General features: G+C 43.1%; 23 protein-coding genes and 1 pseudogene. 2 read left to right on the top strand and 22 right to left on the bottom strand.

Features of this window, described 5'->3' with window-relative positions:
* Window positions 1-2: 2 nt before the first annotated feature.
* Complete coding sequence (locus tag EKN56_RS13000; RefSeq protein ID WP_130592168.1) at window positions 3-932, bottom strand: TIGR03756 family integrating conjugative element protein; 930 nt, start codon at window positions 930-932, stop codon at window positions 3-5.
* Window positions 932-1,357, bottom strand: coding sequence for a TIGR03757 family integrating conjugative element protein (locus tag EKN56_RS12995; RefSeq protein ID WP_112872088.1), 426 nt, complete (start codon window positions 1,355-1,357; stop codon window positions 932-934). The genes EKN56_RS13000 and EKN56_RS12995 overlap by 1 nt, the downstream gene beginning before the upstream one ends.
* A 291-nt stretch (window positions 1,358-1,648) precedes the next feature.
* Here EKN56_RS12995 and EKN56_RS12990 point away from each other — a divergent pair, with 291 nt between their 5' ends.
* Window positions 1,649-5,323 (top strand): YobI family P-loop NTPase, encoded by a 3,675-nt coding sequence (locus EKN56_RS12990; protein WP_130592166.1) that lies wholly within the window; start codon window positions 1,649-1,651, stop codon window positions 5,321-5,323.
* A gap of 60 nt (window positions 5,324-5,383) precedes the next feature.
* On the opposite strand, the pseudogene EKN56_RS12985 reads toward EKN56_RS12990, so the two are convergent.
* From EKN56_RS12985 to pilL2, 18 genes and pseudogenes are all read right to left on the bottom strand, one after another.
* Window positions 5,384-8,148: pseudogene (locus EKN56_RS12985) on the bottom strand (conjugative transfer ATPase).
* Window positions 8,148-8,540: a TIGR03751 family conjugal transfer lipoprotein gene (locus EKN56_RS12980; protein ID WP_130592165.1), complete on the bottom strand. Its 393-nt coding sequence runs from the start codon at window positions 8,538-8,540 to the stop codon at window positions 8,148-8,150. Before EKN56_RS12980 ends, EKN56_RS12985 begins: the two are co-directional and overlap by 1 nt.
* Window positions 8,541-8,548: 8 nt before the next feature.
* Window positions 8,549-9,961, bottom strand: a complete 1,413-nt coding sequence (locus EKN56_RS12975; protein ID WP_130592164.1) for a TIGR03752 family integrating conjugative element protein — start codon at window positions 9,959-9,961, stop codon at window positions 8,549-8,551.
* Window positions 9,958-10,803, bottom strand: coding sequence for a TIGR03749 family integrating conjugative element protein (locus EKN56_RS12970; RefSeq protein ID WP_130592163.1), 846 nt, complete (start codon window positions 10,801-10,803; stop codon window positions 9,958-9,960). Before EKN56_RS12970 ends, EKN56_RS12975 begins: the two co-directional genes overlap by 4 nt.
* On the bottom strand, window positions 10,800-11,441 hold the full coding sequence (locus EKN56_RS12965; RefSeq protein WP_130592162.1) for a PFL_4703 family integrating conjugative element protein: 642 nt from the start codon (window positions 11,439-11,441) through the stop codon (window positions 10,800-10,802). Before EKN56_RS12965 ends, EKN56_RS12970 begins: the two co-directional genes overlap by 4 nt.
* Before the next feature lie 3 nt (window positions 11,442-11,444).
* A complete protein-coding gene (locus EKN56_RS12960; protein ID WP_130592161.1) occupies window positions 11,445-11,792 on the bottom strand; it encodes a TIGR03750 family conjugal transfer protein in 348 nt (115 codons plus the stop codon).
* A gap of 1 nt (window position 11,793) precedes the next feature.
* Window positions 11,794-12,156, bottom strand: coding sequence for a TIGR03745 family integrating conjugative element membrane protein (locus EKN56_RS12955; RefSeq protein ID WP_130592160.1), 363 nt, complete (start codon window positions 12,154-12,156; stop codon window positions 11,794-11,796).
* A 13-nt stretch (window positions 12,157-12,169) separates the two neighbouring features.
* Window positions 12,170-12,406 carry a TIGR03758 family integrating conjugative element protein gene (locus EKN56_RS12950; RefSeq protein WP_130592159.1) on the bottom strand — a complete coding sequence of 79 codons (237 nt, stop codon included), beginning with the start codon at window positions 12,404-12,406 and terminating at the stop codon, window positions 12,170-12,172.
* Window positions 12,403-12,711: an integrative conjugative element protein, RAQPRD family gene (locus EKN56_RS12945; RefSeq protein ID WP_130592158.1), complete on the bottom strand. Its 309-nt coding sequence runs from the start codon at window positions 12,709-12,711 to the stop codon at window positions 12,403-12,405. The genes EKN56_RS12950 and EKN56_RS12945 overlap by 4 nt, the downstream gene beginning before the upstream one ends.
* 95 nt (window positions 12,712-12,806) lie before the next feature.
* A complete protein-coding gene (locus EKN56_RS12940; RefSeq protein ID WP_130592157.1) occupies window positions 12,807-13,349 on the bottom strand; it encodes a hypothetical protein in 543 nt (180 codons plus the stop codon).
* Window positions 13,350-13,396: 47 nt separating this feature from the next.
* Window positions 13,397-14,209: a PDDEXK family nuclease gene (locus EKN56_RS12935; RefSeq protein WP_130592156.1), complete on the bottom strand. Its 813-nt coding sequence runs from the start codon at window positions 14,207-14,209 to the stop codon at window positions 13,397-13,399.
* 90 nt (window positions 14,210-14,299) lie between these two features.
* Entirely contained in the window at window positions 14,300-15,019 is a 720-nt protein-coding gene (locus EKN56_RS12930) for a TIGR03747 family integrating conjugative element membrane protein (protein WP_210405303.1), read from the bottom strand.
* Window positions 15,009-17,147 (bottom strand): type IV conjugative transfer system coupling protein TraD, encoded by a 2,139-nt coding sequence (gene traD / locus EKN56_RS12925; protein ID WP_130592155.1) that lies wholly within the window; start codon window positions 17,145-17,147, stop codon window positions 15,009-15,011. The genes EKN56_RS12930 and traD overlap by 11 nt, the downstream gene beginning before the upstream one ends.
* Window positions 17,148-17,304: 157 nt before the next feature.
* Window positions 17,305-17,796, bottom strand: coding sequence for an integrating conjugative element protein (locus tag EKN56_RS12920; protein ID WP_130592154.1), 492 nt, complete (start codon window positions 17,794-17,796; stop codon window positions 17,305-17,307).
* Window positions 17,797-17,807: 11 nt separating this feature from the next.
* A complete protein-coding gene (locus EKN56_RS12915) occupies window positions 17,808-18,344 on the bottom strand; it encodes a transglycosylase SLT domain-containing protein (protein WP_130592153.1) in 537 nt (178 codons plus the stop codon).
* Complete coding sequence (locus EKN56_RS12910; protein ID WP_130592152.1) at window positions 18,323-19,024, bottom strand: TIGR03759 family integrating conjugative element protein; 702 nt, start codon at window positions 19,022-19,024, stop codon at window positions 18,323-18,325. Before EKN56_RS12910 ends, EKN56_RS12915 begins: the two co-directional genes overlap by 22 nt.
* Window positions 19,021-19,719 carry a hypothetical protein gene (locus EKN56_RS12905; protein WP_130592151.1) on the bottom strand — a complete coding sequence of 233 codons (699 nt, stop codon included), beginning with the start codon at window positions 19,717-19,719 and terminating at the stop codon, window positions 19,021-19,023. The genes EKN56_RS12910 and EKN56_RS12905 overlap by 4 nt, the downstream gene beginning before the upstream one ends.
* Window positions 19,720-19,873: 154 nt before the next feature.
* The gene (pilL2, locus tag EKN56_RS12900) at window positions 19,874-20,329 is read right to left on the bottom strand and encodes a PFGI-1 class ICE element type IV pilus protein PilL2 (protein ID WP_130592150.1); all 456 of its coding nucleotides are present in this window, start codon (window positions 20,327-20,329) and stop codon (window positions 19,874-19,876) included.
* A 230-nt stretch (window positions 20,330-20,559) separates the two neighbouring features.
* Between pilL2 and EKN56_RS12895 the strand changes: the two genes are divergently transcribed.
* Window positions 20,560-21,996, top strand: a complete 1,437-nt coding sequence (locus EKN56_RS12895) for an AbiJ-related protein (protein ID WP_130592149.1) — start codon at window positions 20,560-20,562, stop codon at window positions 21,994-21,996.
* Between the two features lie 150 nt (window positions 21,997-22,146).
* Here the strand turns inward: EKN56_RS12895 and EKN56_RS12890 are convergent, their stop codons facing one another.
* Window positions 22,147-22,464, bottom strand: coding sequence for a helix-turn-helix domain-containing protein (locus EKN56_RS12890; RefSeq protein WP_112872070.1), 318 nt, complete (start codon window positions 22,462-22,464; stop codon window positions 22,147-22,149).
* Complete coding sequence (locus EKN56_RS12885) at window positions 22,448-22,834, bottom strand: type II toxin-antitoxin system RelE/ParE family toxin (RefSeq protein WP_130592148.1); 387 nt, start codon at window positions 22,832-22,834, stop codon at window positions 22,448-22,450. The genes EKN56_RS12890 and EKN56_RS12885 overlap by 17 nt, the downstream gene beginning before the upstream one ends.
* Between the last annotated feature and the right edge of the window lie 115 nt (window positions 22,835-22,949).

Genomic DNA, 22,949 nt, shown 5'->3' with positions numbered 1-22,949 from the left:
GATTAACCTCCGGTGCTGCCGAGAAAGGTTTGGCCACGGCGCTGGCAACAGCTATAAGGACGCCATAATGCCCACGCATAGCCGCCGTCAGCGGCGAGTTTGTCTGAGTAGGTATCGAGAGTTGAACGGTCAGGGAATATGGCACAGCTGTTATCGAGTCTAGGTGCCAGCATCTGCCATTTATGGTTGTTAGTTTTTCCCTCTTGTACGGATTCTGGTGGCCAATATCCGGGACTATGACTTGCCGTTAGCGGTAAGTAGACATGAGGTTGCCCTGCGCGCGTCACGATATCCGCGACGCGCTGAGCGATAACAGCTCCTACCTTATAATCATGAGTTTGGCTCAGCGCTCCGGCGCGGGGAAATACATTGCCCCAGAGATCGCCCGTTTGTTTAACCTCACGCTGTCCAGGAATTAGTGCTTCAGGATAGAGACTTTCTGGCAAACCGGTTCGCCAGGCTAACGCATCCAAAGTACTGATAAAATAAGGTTGAAAAGCAGTGGCTGAACCGCTGCAACTGTAACCAAAACCAGACAAAAATTTATAGAATGCTTCACTGCTTGGGTGACCGATAGCATCAGCATTCTTGAATCGAGTCTGCGTTTTTTCATTACTCGGACGTGCATTCGTATTGCCGCCTGATTCAGCAATGATCGGGATGGACACACCCAAAAAGGCCATTTCACTCCACGGGTTATCGCCGGTATTGCTATAGCTGGAAACGACCAGATCGGGAATATAGTGTTTTACTTTTACTGAGGTTTTAACGCTACAACCGTAGGGTGTACAGAGTAGCCAGTAGCAAATGCCAACCACCTTATATTCAAGACAGGGCGCTGAGAGTGAGGATGCAATAATTCCAGCGGTATTGATAGCAGAGGCGGGGAGTGTCACGGTAGCTATCAAAGAGAGTATGAGGCGGAGGCGCATCAATGGCCCCCTTGAAACTGCTTCAGCTTTTCTCTGGCAAGTTCTACATTGGTTGTACCATAAACAACAAACCTACCTTCCATCACAATAGCTGGGACTTTTTCTATGCCTAACGACCAGGCTTTGATAACGCCTTTGAAGGATTCTCTTAGAGCGGCATCTTGTTGTTGCCAATTTTTGGAAGACATGACTTTTTGACTATGCTTTTCCGCCGTTTTGCGATCGGATGGAAGAGAACTAAAGGCGTTGGATATCAGACGCTCAGGATCATCGAGATTGTAGATCACAGTATTTGTTGGAGTGCCTAATAATAGATTATTGTTATTGGTAAAAATGATGGTTTCTTTTGTTTCCGCGATCCCTTGGGAGGTGAATAACATAAGAAAAGTAAGCGTGAGAACTTTTGATAAATTAGATACTGACATAAGGTACCCCCAGTGCAAAGAGGAATAGATGTAACAGTTTGATCTATAGCTCTCAGCAGAAAACCCTATTTTCGCTAGCGAAGGTTTCTTCACAACGTAACAGTACAATGGTGAAGTCTTGTACATAAGTAATGGAGATTAGAAATGCTTTTCGTCAATCGATTGTGGTTATTTCTGATATAATATCTAGAGATACATTTTGTTTCATTTTTTTAACTATATGATTTTATGTTTATTTTTTTATGTGAAGTCGACAGGAAACACATATGGAAAGACATGTAAGGGATAGCAATGGGTGATAACAGCTATAAATTTCAAAAACTAACGCCTATCAGCGACGTTGAGTTGGGCATATATGAAGATGCTATAGACTTTGTTTTTGACAATGACGATCTAAAAAATATTGCAATATCAGGACAATACAGTGCAGGTAAGAGCAGTCTTGTCGAATCATATAAAAAAAATCATCCGCAACTAAAATTTGTTCATATATCACTTGCTCATTTCAGAGCTGCGGATCAGATTAGTACTGATGACCCCAGCAAGGCTATTAATGAAGTTGCGTTAGAAGGTAAGATCCTTAATCAGTTAATTCACCAGATTAATACTGATAACATTCCTCAGACGAATTTTAAAATAAAGAAAAAAATAAAAACTAAAAGTATTTTTATCAATACATTCTTTATGGTTTTATTCATTGCGACAATATTGCATATAACATTATTTAAGAAATGGATTGAATTTGTACCATCTTTATCAGAAGGTGTCTTAACAGATTTTTTAAGGCTATCAACTAAATATGATTCGTTGCTCATAAGCGGTTCTATATGTGCAATTATATCTTGTTTTTTTATTTATAAATTAATAAAAGCTCAAAAGAATAGAAATGTACTTAAGAAAATAAATTTACAAGGTAATGAAATAGAAATTTTTGAAGAGAGTGATGACTCTTATTTTGATCGGTATTTAAATGAAGTGCTATACCTCTTTGAGAACGTTAGCGCTGATGCAATTATTTTTGAGGATATGGATCGTTTTAATGCTAACCATATCTTTGAACGGCTGCATGAGGTAAATAGATTAGTCAATATTCATCGCAAGTTGGTTGAAAAGTCTTGGTTCTCATTTATATATAATAGGTTCTTAGCCAAAAATAAAAAGCCAACATTACGTTTTATCTATTTACTTCGTGATGATATCTTTATTTCTAAGGATAGAACTAAATTCTTTGATTATATTATCCCTGTCATTCCAGTTGTTGATAGTTCTAACTCTTACGATCAGTTTATCTCTATCTTTGAGAAAGGTGATATCTTATCATTATTCAATGAAAGGTTTTTACAAGGACTTTCATTATATATTGATGATATGAGGATATTAAAAAATATCTATAATGAATTTCTGGTTTATTACAATAGATTAAATATCACCGAGCTTGACTGTAATAAAATGCTGGCTATTATTGCCTATAAAAACATTTTCCCTAGAGACTTTAGCGAATTACAGCTTAATCAGGGTATGGTTTTCGCTATATTTAACAGTAAGGAAAATATTGCCAATGATGAAATAAATCGATTGGAGAAAGAAATTGTTACTAAAGAAAATGAAATTAATGAAATAAATAATGAAATACTCGAGTCTAGTCAGGAGGTTAATGTTTTATATGATCATCAACTAATTCCATATAATAATTATCGTCATGGCTATCAGAATGAAATAGCAGATGTAGAGAGAAGAAGAAGTGCTAGAGTGTTGAATGTTGAAAATAGAAGTAATGGTAAATTAAACAGTCTAAATAAGGAGCTTGTTAAGTTAAGAAATGAATTAACTTACATGAGTAGTAAAAGGCTAAAAGAAATTATATCAAGAGAAAACATTGATAGTATATTTAAACTCATCTATACCAATGAAATCGGCGACAAAAGAGATTTTAATGAAATAAAAAGCAGTGAGTATTTTGACTTGCTCAAATACCTTATCCGTGATGGCTATATTGATGAAACCTACACCGACTATATGACCTATTTTTACGAAAATAGCCTGAGTCGGATTGACAAGGTATTTTTACGCAGTATTACCGATCAAAAAGGCAAAGAGCCTACCTATCAACTTAAGAATCCCAAGCTGGTCGTTGCCCGCCTTCGAGAGGTGGATTTTGAACAGGAAGAGGTGCTTAATTTTGATCTATTAACTTACCTGCTTCAGACGCCAGCTCATGTGAATTTAATAAAACGCTTATTTAAACAGCTTAGAGAGAACAAAAGCGTTGAGTTTATTCGCGACTACTTTGAAGCAGAGAGAGCCCAGCCTGGCTTTATTAATCGATTAAATATGCTGTGGCCTGAGTTTTTTTCTTATGCTCTTAAAGAGAGTGAGTTTTCTGCTGATTGGGTTAAACGCTACTCGATAGGCACATTTTATTATTCTGCTAGTAATACCATTGAGGCCATCAATATTGATGATTGCCTAACTGACTACCTCTCTGATTCGGCGGATTATTTAGCAATAGCAGAGCCGAAGGTTGACAAGTTAATTAGTGGTTTTAAGCTGCTTGGCGTCTCTTTTGCCAGTATTAATTTTGAAAGCGCAAATAAAGCACTCTTTGATATGGTTTATCAGCATTCACTTTATGATATTAATTTTTCCAACCTGACCTTAATGCTGAGTGAGGTTTATCAGCTTAACAGTGAAGATGATATTCGCCATAAGAACTATACGTTAGTGATGTCACAGCATGATTCTCCCTTGGCTAGTTATGTTAATAACCATATTAGTGACTATCTGAATATGGTTTTATCTAGTTGCGATGGTTCAATCGTGGATGATGAAGCTATTGTTTTATCTGTTCTCAATAATGAGGAAATATCGGATGAGCAAAAAGATAGGTATATAAACTATTTGCAAACTTCCGTGACCTCTCTCAGTGAGGTCGAGAACAAATCCTTATGGTTATCGCTACTGGATAAAGATATAGCAGTTTGTTCTGAAGAAAATATAGTGTCTTACTTTGCAAATATTGATGGATTAGATGATTCACTTATTGGATTTATCAATAGAACGGATGCAGAGTTGGATTTTGCAAGTATTGATATTGAAGATGAGCAAAAAATTAAACTGTTTAGAGCGATTATTATCTGTAACGATTTATTAAATGATAAATATGAGAAATTAATTTGTTCGCTAAATCGTATTTATAGTTCCTCCTTTGGTGTCAAAGGTATTGTAGGTGATAAATTCAAAATATTAGTGGATAAGAAAATTATTCGTATAAGTTTGGATTCACTTAAATTTATACGAGAAAACTATCCTGAACAGCTTTTCTATTATATCAAACAGAATGTCGAAACCTACGTTGAAATAATGACGGAAGAGAGCTTTGTCTTAGATGAAGCTATGTCGATACTTTCTTGGAACGTTGATGATGATATAAAAATTAAGCTACTCGGGTTTGTTAAAGTACCGCTTATTATTAATAGCAAGGAATATTCCCTTGCCGTTAATGATTATATTTTAGAAAATAATTTTGAACCAGACGAACTCTTAAGTTTGACGTCATCATATAAAACATGGGGAACCTCCACTCAGTCACTCATTCTGAGTCGAGCAATAGAGTATATCTCAACATTGATAACAATCCCCAATTACATTTCTGAACCGTTACTAAAAGACCTGTTTACCTCAGAGAATCTGGATAAGCAGGATAAAATAGCACTATTAATCGCCTTATTACCGAATAAGGATTTGAGTAAGACGGTCTGTAAAGAGTATCTTGATCTGCTTGGTTTATCGGAGTTTAGTAAAATTTTGGGGCGAGGCAAGCCTAAGATTGAGGTCGATGCAACTAATCAACGTTTATTAACAGCATTAAAAGATAATCATTTATTCTATGATTTTGAAGAGGATAAGGAAAATCCCCCTTATTATAAAATAATAAGGCGACGCTCTATGTTTGATTCAGATACATAGTGTTATATATTTTTCGACAGTTTGGGCACTTTCATGGTGCCCAATTTTTTACGCTGAAATCTACGTAGCTAATCCTCTAAACCCATCAATATTCTTAGCCACCATCAGTGCGGCATCCAGTTCACTGATTTTATGTTTCAGCATAAGCTGTTTACGCTCCGCTTTTTCATGCTTTTCTGTCATTCCAAGCGCCAGATAAATACTTGGCGGTACGACGCGGAACAGTGCTTCAACCTTATGGCTAAGCACCACGCCTTCAGTGTATTTACCCTGTGCTTTGGTTGCCGATAATAACAATAACCGCTGTTCTTCGGTCAGGGATTTGAAACGACTAATTTGCTTAACTTCGTCCGGCGGCATGACCAGTAACTCCCACCACTCAATCATATTCAATAGCTTCTCTGCATCAGCCGGGAAGTCGGCCAGATTCTGGGTTGCCAACCACAGCCAAACGCCTAATTTACGCCACATCTTAGAACCTTTGGTGAGGAACTTAGCCAGCAGCGGATTGACGGTAATAATATGGGCTTCGTCGGTAATATTAACGATAGGGCGCGATGAGTGCTGGTTTTTCTCGCCCAAATTATTGATGTGATTAATCAGGGAAATATAGGATATCGCAAGTTGTGCTTCATAGCCCTCGCGAGCAAAGGTAGCAAAGTCTACCAACGTAATGTCAGCGTCTGGCCATGTCTGACCCTCACGATTAAACAATTCACCCTCAAATCCGGAGCAAAATAGCCCCATTGATTCTGCCATTTCATAGGCTCGGTTTCGGCGAGACTCGGGCAGAGTGTTATCGTGAGATAACTCAAACAGGGCATCCCGAATATCTTGCGTTAAGGTCTGCCGTTGCTCCTCATAGGTTTTATGGGCTGCATTCATAATCGCTTGCCGAATCATGGCTCTATCCGGACGGGTTAGTCTGGCATCTTCTCTGGCTTCACCGCCGGTGATCATTAGACGTGCCGTGATCTCCATTTCACCAAGAATGTCGCGTTGAGCGTCTCCGTCATCTTCATTGGTATTTTCTTCGGTCTCATCCTCAAACTGTTCGACTTTAGCGGGGTCTTCACCCATCAGACGCCAAGAGTCGGCAAATAACGGCAGGGTGATGCCGGAACCGGGTTTTAAGCTGATCTTATTAACCGTCAATCCGTAGCGTTCGGCATAGTCAGCGGTGAGACCAAATGAGTCACCGGCTTCAATGATAAACAGATGTGGGCGATGGAGCGCCATCAGTTGAGCTATTTTACCGTTCAGCGTGGCTGATTTACCGGCCCCAGTCGGCCCTAAAAGCAATAGATGTCCATTTTGCGATCGATCATTTTTGTTTAAGGATCGAAGGTTAATGGCGAACCACCCCGGTTGAAGTAACTGACTCCTGGATTTCCGGTGCCAGTCTCTCTGCCGAAAAAAGGCAGTAAGTTAGCCATGTGCTGAACAAAGTTAAATTTGGTATACAGGTTACGTTTGTCTCTGGCGGGTTCAAAGCACATCGGTAGCCAGCGGAGATAGGCACTCAGCGGCGCGACCTCATCATTTTCCTGAATAGGCACTAAAGAGGCATTGAGTAAAACATTGTTCAGCTCTCTAACTTGTTTTTGCAGTAACTGAGTATTTTCAGCGGTTAAATAAAACGCTAATGCGCTGCGATACATCTTGTGGCCATCTTTGAGATAGGTTTTTACTTCCTGACAGTCCGATTTTGTGTAGATCGAATCAGTATTTTCACCAATAGCTCGGTCAGCCAGCTTATTCAGATGCTCTTCAAGCTGGTCCTGTGGATAGATGACGATAGTCATGCTCATAATTGTGGATTCAGGCATTAAATCGAATAAGGCATTAATCCCATCACCTTTGCGGTTCTCTCCTGTGATATGCCCGACTCTCGGCGCTTTGCGTAAGCGATCTACCACCACAACCCGGTGAGGTCGAGCATCAAAATACCAGTTACCCTCTTTACTGTTTGACGCTGGTTCAGTAAACAGCAGCGACTCGGCAAAATCGGTCAGAACTGGCAGATTCTGAGCGTCCTGTTCGGCATACCCGGCGAGCTGATAAAACTGTTGCCGATCTTCAATAAACGCTGGGGCAGGATTAAACCAACGCAGCAGCCAGTCATGAACCTGCGCTGCCGACTGGCGGTGCAGTTTGAGGCCTGCGCCTTTGAGTGCGCCGATGATGCGTTCACAAATATTGTTGAGTGCGTCTTCCGGTGTCTGCCCTAGCAGGGTGGGATCGTTGTTAGGAATATAGCGATAGATAACCATCCGGTTTCGGCGCAATTGCCCCCGCCACGGGGTTTTTGTCACTACATCGTCAAAGAACAATCCGTTAGGTTTTGATATGTTATGCAGGTGCCGGTCCATCTGATTCAGCCATTCCTCAGTAAACGCGCTGCCTTTGGCCTCGGGGACTACATAATTACGCAGTGTCTGCATATAAGAGGAGAAGTCACTTTCATTTTGACAGTAGAACTGAACAATCCATGGATGGTTGTCTGTCTCTTCGAAACTGTCTTGCAGGGCATGGGTAATGATATCCCTGACTTCTTCCAATCGTGACTCTGCCCGACCTTCGGTGCCGATGGGCGTTATCTCATAAACTGCACCAACGCTGTGGCCATCATCAAGCAAGAGCGTTTCACTGTGACTTTGATACTCAACCCACGGCAACAAATCGACAAAAGATTGCCCTTTGGCATAGAGAAAATTCACATCAGCCTGCGTTGTTTTACCACTGCGTACCGGTCGTTTTTGGCCTGTTTCAGCAGGTTGAGTTTCGGCATCTTTCTTTATTGAGGCATGAAATAATGATTTCATTACAACTCTCCTGTTCGTTCGCCTGGTAGAGCGTACTCAACGCGGCTATGTAGCGAAAAAACGGTGGAATAGCCGGGCACTGGCGTCGTTCCCTTACCGGTTAAATGAGGGAAGACATACATGACCAAATCAGGGTTCGGCAGGCGTGGAAAAAGTTGGTTAACTTCATTTTCCGCCGTACGAGTATACTCCCGCTGGGCAGCGGTCATTGTATCCGGTGATGTTAGCGGTCGTCGTAGCTGAGTGCGCATATCGAGTAAGGTTTGAGAACCACCGGCTTGCTGATGCCACAGATCCAGCATACTTTTGCCATTTGTCGGCAGGATATCTTCTTGAGAGGTACTGCAACCCACCAAGGTGATGGTGAGTATGAGTAAAAGTGTTTTTTTCATGTACTCACCTAATCCAGTTCTGCGTTGATATTAGTGGCATCGTCATATTTAACTTTGCGGCCCTGTTGCTCATAATCAATGGGGATCTGCTTGCTGATATGTATCGCGATAGGATGGCCCGGAGGGACATACACAGCATCAAACATTTGGCCGTAACGTTGCTTAAACCAATCACTGGTCTCTTTTAAGCCGCCCCCGAGCATCTGACCAAGAACATACTGGCCGCTGCTGCCAGTGACGGCAGTTGTTACAGAGCTGCCATCGACGACGGTGGTCGTATTACCATTGGCAAAGGCATCGGCGGCAGCGGCTGAACCTGACAGCAAGAATTGGCTGCCGATATATTCAGCTGCGTTGGATTTTCTCGTACCCGGTACGCAGGGTAATCCCTGTGGATCGGATATCCAGCCAATCACACTGCTTTGCTGGCTATCACCACTATTCTGCGCTTTGTCTGAGGCTGGAGGGACGGTACGCACTGTTCCGTCACGGAATACGAAGGTGATTGAATGAACATTGCCCCTGACGCATGAAAGCGTCCAGTCGCCGGAGGCTGAACCTGACATAACGGCTCCTTCAACGTCGGGCAGTTCAATCCCGTTAGCAGTCAGGTTATCTCGACCTATCAACACCTTAAATGGATACGGGTCGGTTACCGTGCCGTTAATTGGCACTCGGCCAAGTAGGGCGGTCATAGCGACGGAACCCATCAACGTTGAATTTTCAGGGAGTGTGTAGACAGGCTTCGCATCTTCAATATCCCGCTCGCCTTTGAGTGCTGCACGAAATTCCTTTTGATCTTGACCTAATTCAGAGTCATCAAGAGATTTAAAACGGGTAGGGAAGCTGAAACCCGGAGATGATTTTTGGGCATCATCATTAATGGCATCCTGAGGCTCAATCCAACGAATGTTATTGCCCGATTGGTCGGGTAGATCGCTTGACTCTAAACCCAGACCGATAGGTAAATCCCCCGATAGATGGTTACTACTGGTCAGCTTTTCTAAACGTGATTGAAACTCATCAACCAGTGAGTTTTGTTGAGAACGCATTTCACCCCGCAGCGTATCCCGCTCAGAATTAAGTGCGGACGCTATTCGAGTATCAACGCTCTGCTCTCGTTCTCTAAGAAGCTGGTTTTCTTTTAGTAGCGTGGAATTGTTGGTTTTAATCTCTTGGAGTTCACGCCTATATTGTTTCATTTGACCCACTAACGTCGCCACCGTATCGGCAGCGGTATCACCGTCAATACCGAGTGCTTGCAGCTCCTCATCGGTTAAGTCAGCCACCGCAATTGACACTATCTTTTGATTATCCGAATCTGGTGACGGCGCATTACAGGATTTAAGTCCGATAAATATGGCCCCTAAAACAGCAATAGGTAGGATCAGCTTGAGCATATTATTGGGTTTCAGCTTCATGGCTTTGCTCCCAATTTGTTACTGGTTTCAGGGACTGGCTCTGGTAGAACCGCTTGTTCTGCCCCATGGTTGCGAGTCACTAAATACACCACCGTTGTGTCTTCAGGCGTTCCGATTGCCCCTAACCAAGCGTGCTGGAATGTGGCAGCATAAAAATGGCCTTGGAGCGCCCTGGGGTCGAGAGCAATTCGTTGGCGACTGGTATTTTTTAGCTTAATTGCAGTAACAACATAATTGCCGCTACGCCAGGCATTGAGTGGGGTTGCGATGATAGGTTCACTGGGCAAGAGCGTTGAAATAGTAGCAGGGAGTCTGACGGATACTTGCTGAATTCCTGGTAATGCCTCGATGGTGCGCAAAGGGGCATACAGACTTTGCGCTGCATAGCGCGTCAGGGCAACCGGCTGTGGAATAGAAAGCGTGTAGGGCTGCTCTGGTTGAGCCTCCGATGCTGTGTTTTGAGTTCCCCGCCCCCCATCTTGCTGATTGCTGAAAACACTATCACCGTAAACTAACTTAACTGGTTCAAGCACCGTTTTACCGACTTTAGCACTGATATCGAGCAGTATTAACTCACCATTTTCTACGTTCCGCAGCTGTAAACGGCTGGGGGGAAATGGCTCGTTGGCCAGTAGATACACTGTACCACCGGCGCTCTGTAGCCGAATTTTACCGTCAAGGCTGGCTGGATAGCCGATTCGAACGTTTCTATCAACGAAAATGATCCGCTCTTGATCCACGTTTAAACTAATTTGCAGAGGAATGCGTTCCCATTTCATCAATTCAACCGCTTGGGCACCGGCACTGATTAAAACCGATAGGAAAATGAGGATATGTTTCATTTATCCGCTCCTGAAGCTGGGGCAGCTTCTAATCGCTGTGGGTTAGCGGAGTAACAGTCGATGGCTAATCCCCATGGATTATTTTCTGCATCCACGTCATAGCGTACAACTTTGATGGGATAACGAACGAGAGCCCGTTTAACCGGCTCAGAACGGTAATATTCATCGACCGTCAAATCGAGCGTAACTAACCAGTTGTCCCGGTCGATAACTTCGACACGTTTGTTATTGAAACCTCTGCCCGGGATCTCATAAGTCCCTCGGACACGATCTCTTAGCTCACCGGCGTCACGCCGATAACGATAATCTTGTTCTAATTGAGAGTGGCAAGCGGGTGTCAGGTAAGCATTTAACGATTGCAGGTTACGGGCGTAGTCAACGTCGCCATTGGTTGGCCAGCGGTTGAGCTGCTGAAAAATATAAAACGTAAAGGCGTAGACACTACCGGGAGGGACTTCCCACCAGGCTCTGGTGCTCCCGGCTCGTAAGTCTGGAGGATTATGAATGGTTAAATCTCGTGGTGCGGTTTGCCATCCGTACCACAATCCCATGGCGATGATCAGAATAATAACCAGACCTAAACGCAGCGAGTTGATATGAGAATCTCGGGCGGCCAGTGCGTGTTTAAATTTGCTCATGGCTTAACTCCGTTTTATTGACCAAATGGCGCCGAATTGAATTAATCGCGTATCACCAAACCCACGTCGGGCGAACCATGCAGCAATTGCCAGATAGAGCCAGGTATCTGGCCTGCCGCGTTTAAGGCGTGCAAAGTATTTACCGCCCCATAAAATAGCTAAGGCCGCAAATAGCAGGGCGCAGGTGGGTATGAGGGGCCAGAGTTGCAGAGCTATAGCGGGAATAACGCCGAAAAATAACCCGCTAAAGAACCCAAGCAAGAAGGCGATAAAAAGCTCGCTGGTGGTGAGACCCCGAAATACGGACGGTTCTCTGTTGAGTCGGTCGGGTAAAAAGTCGATTGAGGCCATATCAAAGTATCTCAGAGGCTTTGGTCAGCAACCAAATAATGACAACCAGCAGAACAGCACCTACACCGGCGATAGCCCCAAGGTCTTTCCACTGCTTTTTACCCGTTTGGACTTCTGCGTAGGTTGCGATACAGCTATTAGCAACTGAGAGAAATCCGACGGCACAGATCCCCAACGCCAAGAGAATGACAATATCGTAACCGTAGTTTTTTATGGTATCGACGATCCCTTTGCCTTTACCTCTAGAGGGATCTTCCATGGTGGGTAAGTCGGCTCGGGCCATGACGGGAGTTAAAAAAATGATGACGCTAACGATAGCGCGTTGATATATCTGAACGATAAATTGTATAAAAGATATACGCATGCCATGTTCTCCATTAGCTTAAGGCGAGCCATAAGCAAAATAAAATAAGTAATACTGTGCGCCCGGTGATACTGCCGAGCTGTTTCCAGCTAACCTGTCCCGAACTTATCCCTCTAAAGGCGGTAATCAGCACCCAGGCGGCAAACAAAAACAACGAGGCAGAGAAAAGCGCGAGTAGCATCAGGTTCATCGATTCAGGTTTGGCGTTACTGCCAGCTTGAAATGCCGCAGATAAGTCAGCGCTGTTCATCGAACGGTTTCTCGTCGGTATTCACCCACCAAGGGAATAGGTACTCGGGGTTGAGCTCGTGAAGGCGATAGATATTGTTCAATGCCGGAACGCATTAGTTGGATATCATGATGGATCTGCGGGTAATCAAAGAAAAAACGTTGCTCAGTTACATTGGATTGCGCCGTCTGGTGGGCTCTTTTCAGCGTTGATTCAATTTGAGCTAATTGTTTTAAAGTAAGAGCGAGTTCTTCATTCTCACTGGCATGGAGTGGCAGATTAAATGATGCGCTAATCAATAGCACTAACCATTTAGAACAGCGCATAGAAGGAGCCTCCTGTTGACGATAAGTGAGTCAACAGGATGGCGTTAAGATAAGACTATTTCAGTGGGAAATTGAGTTTTGGTTTAGAAGAGTTTCTATTTTATGTTTAAAAGTTCATCACGAGCTTTAGGTTCTAATAGTCCACATGAAATTAATTCTTCAATATCTTTAGGCCTACTTTGTAATGATTTCAATTGAGCTTTAAGATATACCTCATTCCATCTCAATTGCTCAATGTCAATTTCATTTTCAGCTAAAGGTGGAATATCAAATACAATATCGCGAATTGAATAAGCTTTAACTGGAGCCATTGAAAATGGTTGTTTAGGCTCAAAGGGGGAAAGTTTATTTCTAAGATCAATCAGTTTTGGTAAATTATTAGCTGAGTCAACCATATTTTGTGGGTTTTTTTCTCCATTCAATTCTCTAGCTTGAATTTGAATTCTTGATTTTATAGCTGTAGTACTGGGTAAAATATAATCTCTCAATAGAAAGTAATATTCAAGCTGTCTTAACATTGCATTTTTACCCAATAAATATGAGTTTTTCATACTGTCTTGCCAAAAAGATTTATCTAAACCTTGATTCTGCGTAGGACACGCATGTTTCAATGTTCTTATAACATCTTCTTCAAACATATTAATGCTAGTTAGTGTTATTAATGTTTGCCTGTAATCTTCATGCATTATTTTTTTATGGCATCAATTTCTTCTAAACTAACTGAGCTAAGAAATACAGATGAGTCTTCAATATGTTTATCAAAATTGGCCAAAGCTGACTCGATAGGGGTAATACAGCTTTCTTTAAATTCTTGGCTAAATATGAAATTGCTTTTGTTAAGTTCTAAATAACAGCTAGAATATGAATCACCTAATTCATTCGTTAAATCTAAAGCCTGATTAAGCGAGGTTAGTGATAAGTTTTTTTGTTGTAGCTTGTCATTTTTGTACTCAGAATACTGTTTTACTCCAATATAACCAACGAGTAAGAGAATGAAAATAAAGAATGAGCGTAAACACCACTGAGTGATGGTGAGACGTTGAAACCAATGCCCATAAAAACTTTTTTGAATGTCAGGATACAAACCTATGTGATCGCATATTGTATTCCATCCCCACAGAGATATTTCACATTTACCTTGTTCTAGACGTTCTTGGGTTAACTTTACTACATATTCTTGGATTTTTCGGTCATCGGGTGCAGTGGTTAAGATAATTAAATGATCAATTTTTCGAGGAAATTTAGAGATATCTTTGATAATTTGATCAATTTCTTTAATCGAAAAGTTTTGTCCAAAACCATCACCTTTGCCTTTACACTGTAATGCAATGAATTTGTTATTTTTTGTAAGAGTATATAAGTCAACACCATTCTGAAATTGGCCATTACGGCCCCAACGTTGAAATTGCTTACCATATATTTTACTGAGTAATGCTCTACAGAGTCGTTCAAAATGTTGCCAATCTCTTGAAGGGGAATAGCTTGCTGAATGGGGCATATCGTACTAGTCCTTATACGAATGAAGTTTGTTTATTGGCTTATATTAGCTCACTCTATAAAGATGAGGAAATTCACGTTAACTTATTAATTATAAATATTTTTTAAATGCTCCCGTAGTAATTGACACCGCCAACCCCAGTCCTAACGCACCCGGTAACAGAATAACATTCGGATGTACCGAAAACGGTAACGCCAGATAAAGCAACCAGGCCGTGATGAAGATAGGGCCGATGGTGCGTTTGGCATGGTGATAGATAAAGCCTGATTCGTAGCCTGAACCAAACCGCCTGATATCGCGTCGTACCAGTCCATCCACTAAACCAACCAGTACGGATAATCCAAATAGTGGCATAGTTAATACCAACAAGGTTAACCGTAAAATAAACGTCATCGTAATGTAGAGGGTGGCATGAATATAGGCATCAAAGTAGTAGTAGAGCGCATAGCTGAGATTCTGGTTATCTGAGGTTTTGATGTTACTTATCCAACCGGCGATACCGGTTTTTACAAACAGCCAATAATAAGATCTTTCTAGGAGGAACTCTGCCTGCTGGAGCGGTTCAGAGATTAGCAGGCTACGGGTAAAATCGTGAGAAAACCATTGCAGTTCAGCACGCATCATTTGTCGACTGTGTTCCGCGCCTAACTCGGGCCAGAATATGGCGATGCCTATCCATTCAATCAGTAGGCTGAGGAACAAGGAAGTAAATAGGAGCGCGATGATTTTACCCAGCAGCGAGAATGCGGATGAGATAAGACCTTGTCGCTTTTGGGGTAAATTGTTATTAGGCACTGATTCAGACATCATCGACCTCAGCGCTGGCATTATCATCTGCTAGTGCTTTGAGTAGCGCTTCTGTACTATTTTGGTCAGAATCTGAGCTCTCTGGCATCACTGCTCCGCGCCACCATTGCTCGCCGGTTCGGTAGTTCTTCTGCATATAGTCTGCAATTTGTAAGATATTATCTGGCATAAATTCATCATTACCGGCGGCAGGGAGTGGCATTCTAATTTTCCATAGCTGACCGCCTTCAAGCAGACCAAATGCCTGTCCTTTCGGTAGTTGGATAATGGCTGAGGGATCAATTAACGGAACCTTGACGGAGCTGACACGGTCTTGAGTATTACTGACAAAGTCGCTTTTACTGAACGGATCAGACGAATCAGTGACGCCGGAGATCACCGTGTTGGTCAAAATATCGACTTCATGAAGCTGACTCGTTAGTAGCTCTGCGGTAGCCGTTTCACGAACGCGTAGCATAATCAGGTTATTAAAGTTGCCGATAACCTGACCGGCTTTTGCCGCATTACCTATACGAGCTTCAATATCTGATAGCGTTTGAGTGTACGCTGTAACCTGTATTCCAGCTCCACCACCTTTATTGATCAATGGGATAAACTCATCACCCATAAGCTCATTGAATTCATCACAGTGGAGATTGATCGGTACTTTTGATTGATTCTCTTCGGGTAGGCCATCATTGACACCAAACTTGTAGATATGACCAGCGACAGAAACCAGATCGGCAAACATACTATTACCAACCGCAGAAGCCACTTCAGAATCGGAAAGTGCATCAAGGCCCACGTAGACCACGCCACGTTTACGAATAATCTGTTGCCAGTCAAAGATAGGTCGAGAGTCATTCAGGTCACTATAGTTAGGGGCCAAAAGCTGTGCCGTTTTACCGGTAGTGAGTTTTTCTAACAACGGTAAGAGTGATGCTACTATTTTGTCAAAATAGGTTTTATCGTAGCGAACGGCAGATCGTAGGCCGTCCAATATAGGGTCATAAACCTTAGCCATCGCAAGATATTGCTCCAGAGCAACAACGTGCTTATCCCTTCCTTGAAGGTTACGTGGGGTATTTTTATCATTAATTTTCGATGTAAGCTGAACGATGATTTCCCACGCTTTCGGTTCATGCTTTGGTAAGTAGTATTTGGCATATTCAATGAAAAGATCGTCGATATTGACGACGTGCCGGGCAATTTGCAGATAGTCCGGGCGTCGGCCAAGTTCGACTAATGCTCTGGCGATAATATTAACGAACCGCCAGGCGAATTCGCGGAATGCGGCGCTGTTCCCCTCACCGGAAAGTTGCCCAGCTATGCGGGATGCCACTTCGGAGATACGACCAAACCGGCCGACAGCGTTGTAACGAGACGAAATATCAGGCCAACCGAGGTGAAAGACATAAAATTCATCTTCACGTCCTGCTCGTTTTGTTTCAGCGTATACGCGCTTGAGTAAATCTGCATCGCCTTTTGGATCGAAAATAATGACCACTTCACCCCGACGAATATCTTGCGTAATAAGCAATTCGGCTAATCGGGTTTTGCCGACGCGGGTTGTTCCCATAACCAGAGTATGACCGACGCGCTCACCAAGAGGGAGCGTTACGTCTATTTCATTTAATTCAATGCCATGTATCAGAGGGCTACCGCCAACCGGTGGCAGGGGGCGAAAAGGGTTGAGAATACTATCCTGAGATAGCGCTTTGGTTAGCCAGAAGGCTCTATGCTCACACAATTTTTCTAGCTGCCGGGCATAATAATAGTGAGTGCTCGGATTAACATAGGCTTCAACCTCGGGACGGCGACAGGTATGGAGTCGCTGGGTATGTTTTTGTTCCCAACGAAAGCCACGGCCAATAAATAGCTGGCGATAGCTTAAAGGCACCTGAGCGCTGGTCATAACATAACGAGGTAGGCGGCGGATATTGCGCCGGTAACGTAATATCCGCAATCCTTGATTAGCGCGAACAGCGGCTAAAGTCGCAAATCCCAGCGCCACGGTGTAACTGACGTTAGGCGCGAGTGCCAGTGACCAAGGGGCGGCTATGCAGATATACCCGGCGGCAGTTGCCGCACCGGCAGAATAAAGCTCTACGGCGGGTCTAAGCAGGGTTTCGATAACGTGACGATCGCTCATTCGCTGTTTTGAGCCGCTGAAGAGGATGATGCTTCGAGGGTTATTAGATGCGGTTGGTCTGTATCAATTTGCTGATTTTCGCTTAACGCTGATGCAATTTCCTGCTCCAGACATTTCCGCAGCGCCGGGTTTGAGTATTTTTTAGGTGAAAGCCGCATTATTGCTCCAGCCCGGTTGCGGTAATTAAGACGGGATAATGAGTGATATTCAAACGCGATGCTAAATCATCGCCAGAGGTTGGATAGAGACTGATATTATCAGCAATATTACGCAGTGCAGCGAGACCAGAACTGTCAGACACATTGACGATCAGACCGGTTGCATTCAGGGTCTGTAGCATGGGTAATCGTTCTTTGAGCCAACGTTTAGAAAGAGGGTCATTACCTACCAAAAAAATCGGGATCATACCGGGGAGTGAGTGTTTACGGTTTGCCAGCGTACCCGGCGTCAGCTTTTCAGAAATAACCGGCAGAAAGTGGTTTTCATCAACTGAATGAATATCTGCCGGTAACGGTAGTTTTCTGTCAATAGCATTAATACCTTCAAAATAGGGTGCGGTAGCCTCTCCGCCTAAATCAGCAACAACGGTTAATGCCGCCTGAGCGGTTATTGAGTAGATAAGCAGCATGAAGATAAAATAGCGTTCCATAATAATCTCTTCTATTGAGTGACGGTTTTAAGGTGGCGCTGTACTGCCAAGCGGTAGGTTTGTGCGGGTCGGCCACCGGCGGGTCGGTGATAGCAAGCGGCAGCATTTAGCCAACTGCCACGCCCCTGAGACTGATAGCATTCATTGAGAATTTTGGCGGTAACATGCAGATTTTTATACGGCGAGAATCCTTCACAACTGGATTGATAATGGTGACCGTTATAGCCGAGATTGGTCTGTCCCAGTCCGACATCGATGCGCTTAAGCCGTGTCGACCGCATAAAACCGGTCAATGCAATACAGGCGTCTTTTTGTGTTGGATACCGGTAGCCTTTGCCTGCAACGTTAATGGTCCAAGGCCACGGCCTGATACCTTGTCTAAGCTTGGTTCCACTTTCAGTTAAAGCGATGGCGTACAATATTTCAGCGGGAATATTGTATTGTGCGGCCACTTGCTTATAGCCCACAGGAACAGCATTTAGGGAAGCAAAGGATGATGATAGGCTAGCGAATAGCGTCATTATTATTATGGCGAGACGAGTACCCATTCACTCCCCCGTTTTTGTATCAGTGCTGGCATTTTTCCCTGACCGAGCGTTAGCCAGCGACCATCGTCGTGGTTCAGGGTAATTTCTGCATTTTTGACTCTGTGGGTATCAATGCCTCGTTTCAATGCCCAGGTTCGAATTCGGTTATCGTCATTCTGACTACCCACTAGGTAAATATCGACGGGTTTTCCTGAGGCTAATAGCGACCTTAGCTGTGAGTCACAACGGGGGCATTCATCAGAGGTAAAGTAAGCCAATCGGCCTGAACCTGCTATGTCGAATTGTTGCGCTGAGTTTATGGGGGTTAGGGTAGGGAATAGCTTTTTCCAGGCTCGGTCATAAGCACGCTGAAATGCCAATTCTTTCTCAACGCGTTGAAACTCTTTTTGAACCAACAGTTCAGCATATTTATCGCGTTCGGCCTCATTTTCTGACTCGATACCTAACGTTGTCAGGGGATCTAATCCTGGTGACCAAATGCCTCGCTCACTGTCTTTGAGCCGTTGATAATGTTGCCACTCAGTTTCACTTAGGCCCCAACGTTGCGCATCAATAATTGCCGGAGTTTCAGTCGATATCGCTTGTTTGATAGATTGTTTTTTTGACGAGGTGGTATCGGCATAGCTGTTACCAATAAGGATAAATAGTATTCCGCCAGTAATGAGCGTCTTCACTTTCATTGCGATGACTCCTGACTTATAAGGGATGTCGTTATTTTTTGTCTACCGCGCTGAAATGTTGCCGAACGGGATGACAGATTGGTTAATACCCATCCATCAATAGACTGCTGACCGATAGCAATATGGCTAAGTTGAGCAAGCTGGTTAAATGTATTGGGGGCAACGACGGCAACGGCGTTCCCACCGCGTAGTTCAATGCCGGTCAAGACAAAGGGTAATTTGGGCTTGAGAGAAGGGCGCGATTTATTAAGGAGAGGATTTTGTTTGATTGCTGGCGGTGTTTCTAACGGTACTTTAGCCGACGATATTTTTATCGCCTCTAAACTGCGTACAGATTCCTTAAGTTGCTGCAATATAGAATCATGGGCTTCAATTTTAGTATCTATGGCATCAATACGATGATTTGCTGTTTGAGTCGACTGGCTTAACTCAGCCTGAATTGCAGCAAATTGTTGTTGAGATAACGCTTCGATTGACGAGATTAAGCCAGACAGCTGCTGATTATCAGCGGTGTTTTGACCTATCGTTAACGTTGCTGATGTAAGCTCATTTTCTATTTTTTCAATCGCGCTGAGTGTAATGGTAGGTAAGCTAGATAAGTGCTTAACTTGAATGAAGTTATAAAGAGTAGCGACAGAAAGAATGAATAGAATGCCGATTTTTAGGCTATTAGCATGACGATGTAGTTTTACCATAGCGGATATCCAACGTTGAATTTTAGTTACGATGTTTGATTTAGTGCATCGCGACAATAAACAACTCAAATCGGGTCAAAAAGAGAAAAGCCATTAGATGAATGAGCCTACATACTTGTCATATTTCAAGTCGTAGGCGCATTCGCTTCGTTACTCAAACGGTTTTTAGAGTAGGGCATACCGTTCTGCTGGTGTCATTTACCTTCACTTCCCACGCTGGCCCGACTAAAACAGCTAATGCCTGATGTAGTCGTATTGGCCCCATAGAGCGGTGAATCGCGGGTAAGGGGTGTTGGAGTAAGATACTGGCTTGGTCATTAGGAGAGCACAGGCTATAGCCGGTATCTTTGAGTACATATTGCATGGCAGCGGCAACAGAGACATTTAATTGAGCGGGGATTGAATAGCTAATTATCTGCTGAATGGGATACTGCTGAGCCTCTGTAGGGGAAATGGAAACCAACGTATATTGCCCATAACGTATGGCTTCTATCGGTGGTTGAGGCTTAACATTGTCTTTAACTGGCTGGGGGCTCGTAGGGCTGGTACTTGCAGTACAACCGAACAATGCTGAAGTGAACACCAATATAAAAATCGAGAATAGCTTCATAGACGATCCTTTCTTAGATAAATAAAGAGTTGGATTAGAATGAAGTGAGCATTTCTTTGGCGCAGTAAATAACTCAATTTCTAATTGAAATATAAAGGTGTGTTATTATCGATCTAACTAAAAAATAAAGGGTTATTGTGGTTGGGTATTATCGTGAGTTATCACTTTATGATAAATCTATCCATGCTGAATCTGCCCAGAGTACTGACAATTTTAGTGTCGGAGGTGTAATGGGAGTAGCGGTTGTCCAAGTTTCACTAGATATGTTGCGTGATAGAATTGCCGAAGGCATCAGGGAAAACACAAAATCGTATAACGTTCCTGCTGTTTGCGTTAGGGTTGGAATTCAAAAAAGTGTACAAGACGGTGATGCCGATGAGGCTTTTAGAAGTCGGAAAGTCTATGTTAAAAGCCGATTAATGGAGTATGACCAACCAACTTTATTGGCTATTGCGGAAGCTGTTCTGAAAGAATTTGATGCTCCAAGATTAGCGGAAGTCTTGAGCGAAATGACCGTGCATGCCGAATACCGAATCACTGAAATTACTCGTCGTGATATCCTGAAGGTCTTGAATAACCTTGATAAGCTTTTTAATGATGTGGATATTTTCGACGGTCTCAATGTCATTTCTTTAGAACATTTGTGTTGGGATAGTGCTAATAGTAGTTTTAATATCCTGCCTTCTTTATCCCAAGATATCGCCCAGCATTATGTGCGTAATTCAGACTATTCGATTGAGGAAGTATTGATTCGCTGCGGAGCGCTAACATGCAGCCAGACCAAGTTTTTTACCCTGCTTGAAAAGTTACTTGATCCTGTGGTTAGACGCGGAACTGAGCAAGCCGAACTTGCCACAAAATTAAATACTATTCTGCGTTCTGATGGATTTCATGCTGTAGTGATTGGTGAGCAATCTAGATATCCAGTTTATGCCATTCAGCGGATAGATAACGGTGTTGCAGGCTCAGTGAAAAACTTGATTTTTGCCTCGATTGGGCCAAAGCCAGAATTGGTGTTACGTGATGCCATTAATAACGACATCGAGATTACACAGCACGCAGACATGTGCTTAGTGTTTGATCAGCCCTTACCGTTTACTGGCTTAACTTGGGTCGGAATGGCTGAGTGGTGGCAAAATCGTCAAAAAATACCCGATCTAAAAACAGCTCGAAAGTCTTTAGGAGATCGCTTGAAACGCGCGGTTGGGCTGACTCATTCTCCGGGTGAATATGCGATTTTTCAGACCTATTACGAAGTATTCGCGCCTAAGCTAAAAGATCGACTTCCTGCGTTAATTCCACAGGTCTATCTACATTACGATCCGTTCACGAAAACAGAGCGGGATAAATTAAACAAAGTGCATGTGCTCGAACGGCAACGAATGGATTTCCTGATGTTACTCGATGGGCATGTTCGAATTGTCATCGAAGTAGATGGTCAGCAGCATTATGCTGATGATGGTAGGGCGTCTCCAGTCCGATACGGAAAAATGGTTGAGGAAGATCGACGATTGCGCTTAAAAGGTTATGAATTGTACCGATTTGGCGGAGCTGAATTTTCCGATTCCAGCTATCGCGACAATCGCTACACCATAGGGCCAAAGTCTAAGGCAGTGGCGGTAGAGTTTTTTGAATGTTTGTTTGAACGACTTAAAATTAACTTATGAAAAAAATCATCGGTTAACGACGAATATGGTCGGGCATTAGATTTTCTGTTTGATAGTGTAATAGAGGCCATCAGTACCATCAATGCGGGTATTTTAGCTTTTGATTCACCGATGAGTGGTTAAATCGCCCCATACAATTTGGGGCAGTGATTAAGCATAGGTTACCTGAACTGAGCCAGGGAAGGTGCCTGGTGTGGTATTAATCACAATATTAATATCAGCGCCGAGTGCGGTGAGCATTTTCATTAAGCGTTGTTCACTAAATCCGTCGAAGTTGCCTTTCAACAGTTTTGACAGGGCTCCCTGCTTAACTTTCATCATTGAGGCGGCATCTATTTGGGTGAGATGGCGCTCTCTCATCATCAAGTCGATGGTACGAGTTAGTTTGGCTTTTACTAACTGCTCTGCGGGGTTGTCAAAGCCGAGATCGGCGTAAACATTGGTACTGCCTTTATCGAACTCTATCATTTTTGTCCCTCTCTAAGCTCTGCTTTGATAATAATTCCGCCATTTTAAGTCTACTTTTGATCAGTTCCATATCAGATTTCGGTGTGGCGATACCTGACGTTGATTTCTTTTGAAAACAGTGCAGAACGTACACCGCATCATGAAATTTTACGGTATACACGGCGCGGTAGGTATTTCCCTGAAGGTCTTCAATAACCTCCAGCACACCAGCAGAACCGAATCCTTTAAGGGGCTTCGCGTCATTGGCTTTTTCGCCGATTTGCGCCAAGTTAAGCGCATAGCCAAAAAATTGTTGAATAGCGCGTGGTAAGGATATGAGGTCTTTTTTGCTGGAGCCCATCCACATCAGCGGCTTTTCTATTCGATTCATTATAGCATCCCAATTATACCAAAACTGGTATAATTTAAAAATTAAAAGCACAATGCTTAATGCTCACCGATAGCAGCAACGTCACTGATAAATTGAATTTATTAATCATGTTGAT

It is taken from the genome of Limnobaculum zhutongyuii, from assembly GCF_004295645.1.
Lineage (GTDB): Bacteria > Pseudomonadota > Gammaproteobacteria > Enterobacterales > Enterobacteriaceae > Limnobaculum > Limnobaculum zhutongyuii.
The sequence above is the reverse complement of the archived record's forward strand: the minus strand, read 5'-3'. Positions and strand labels throughout refer to the sequence as shown.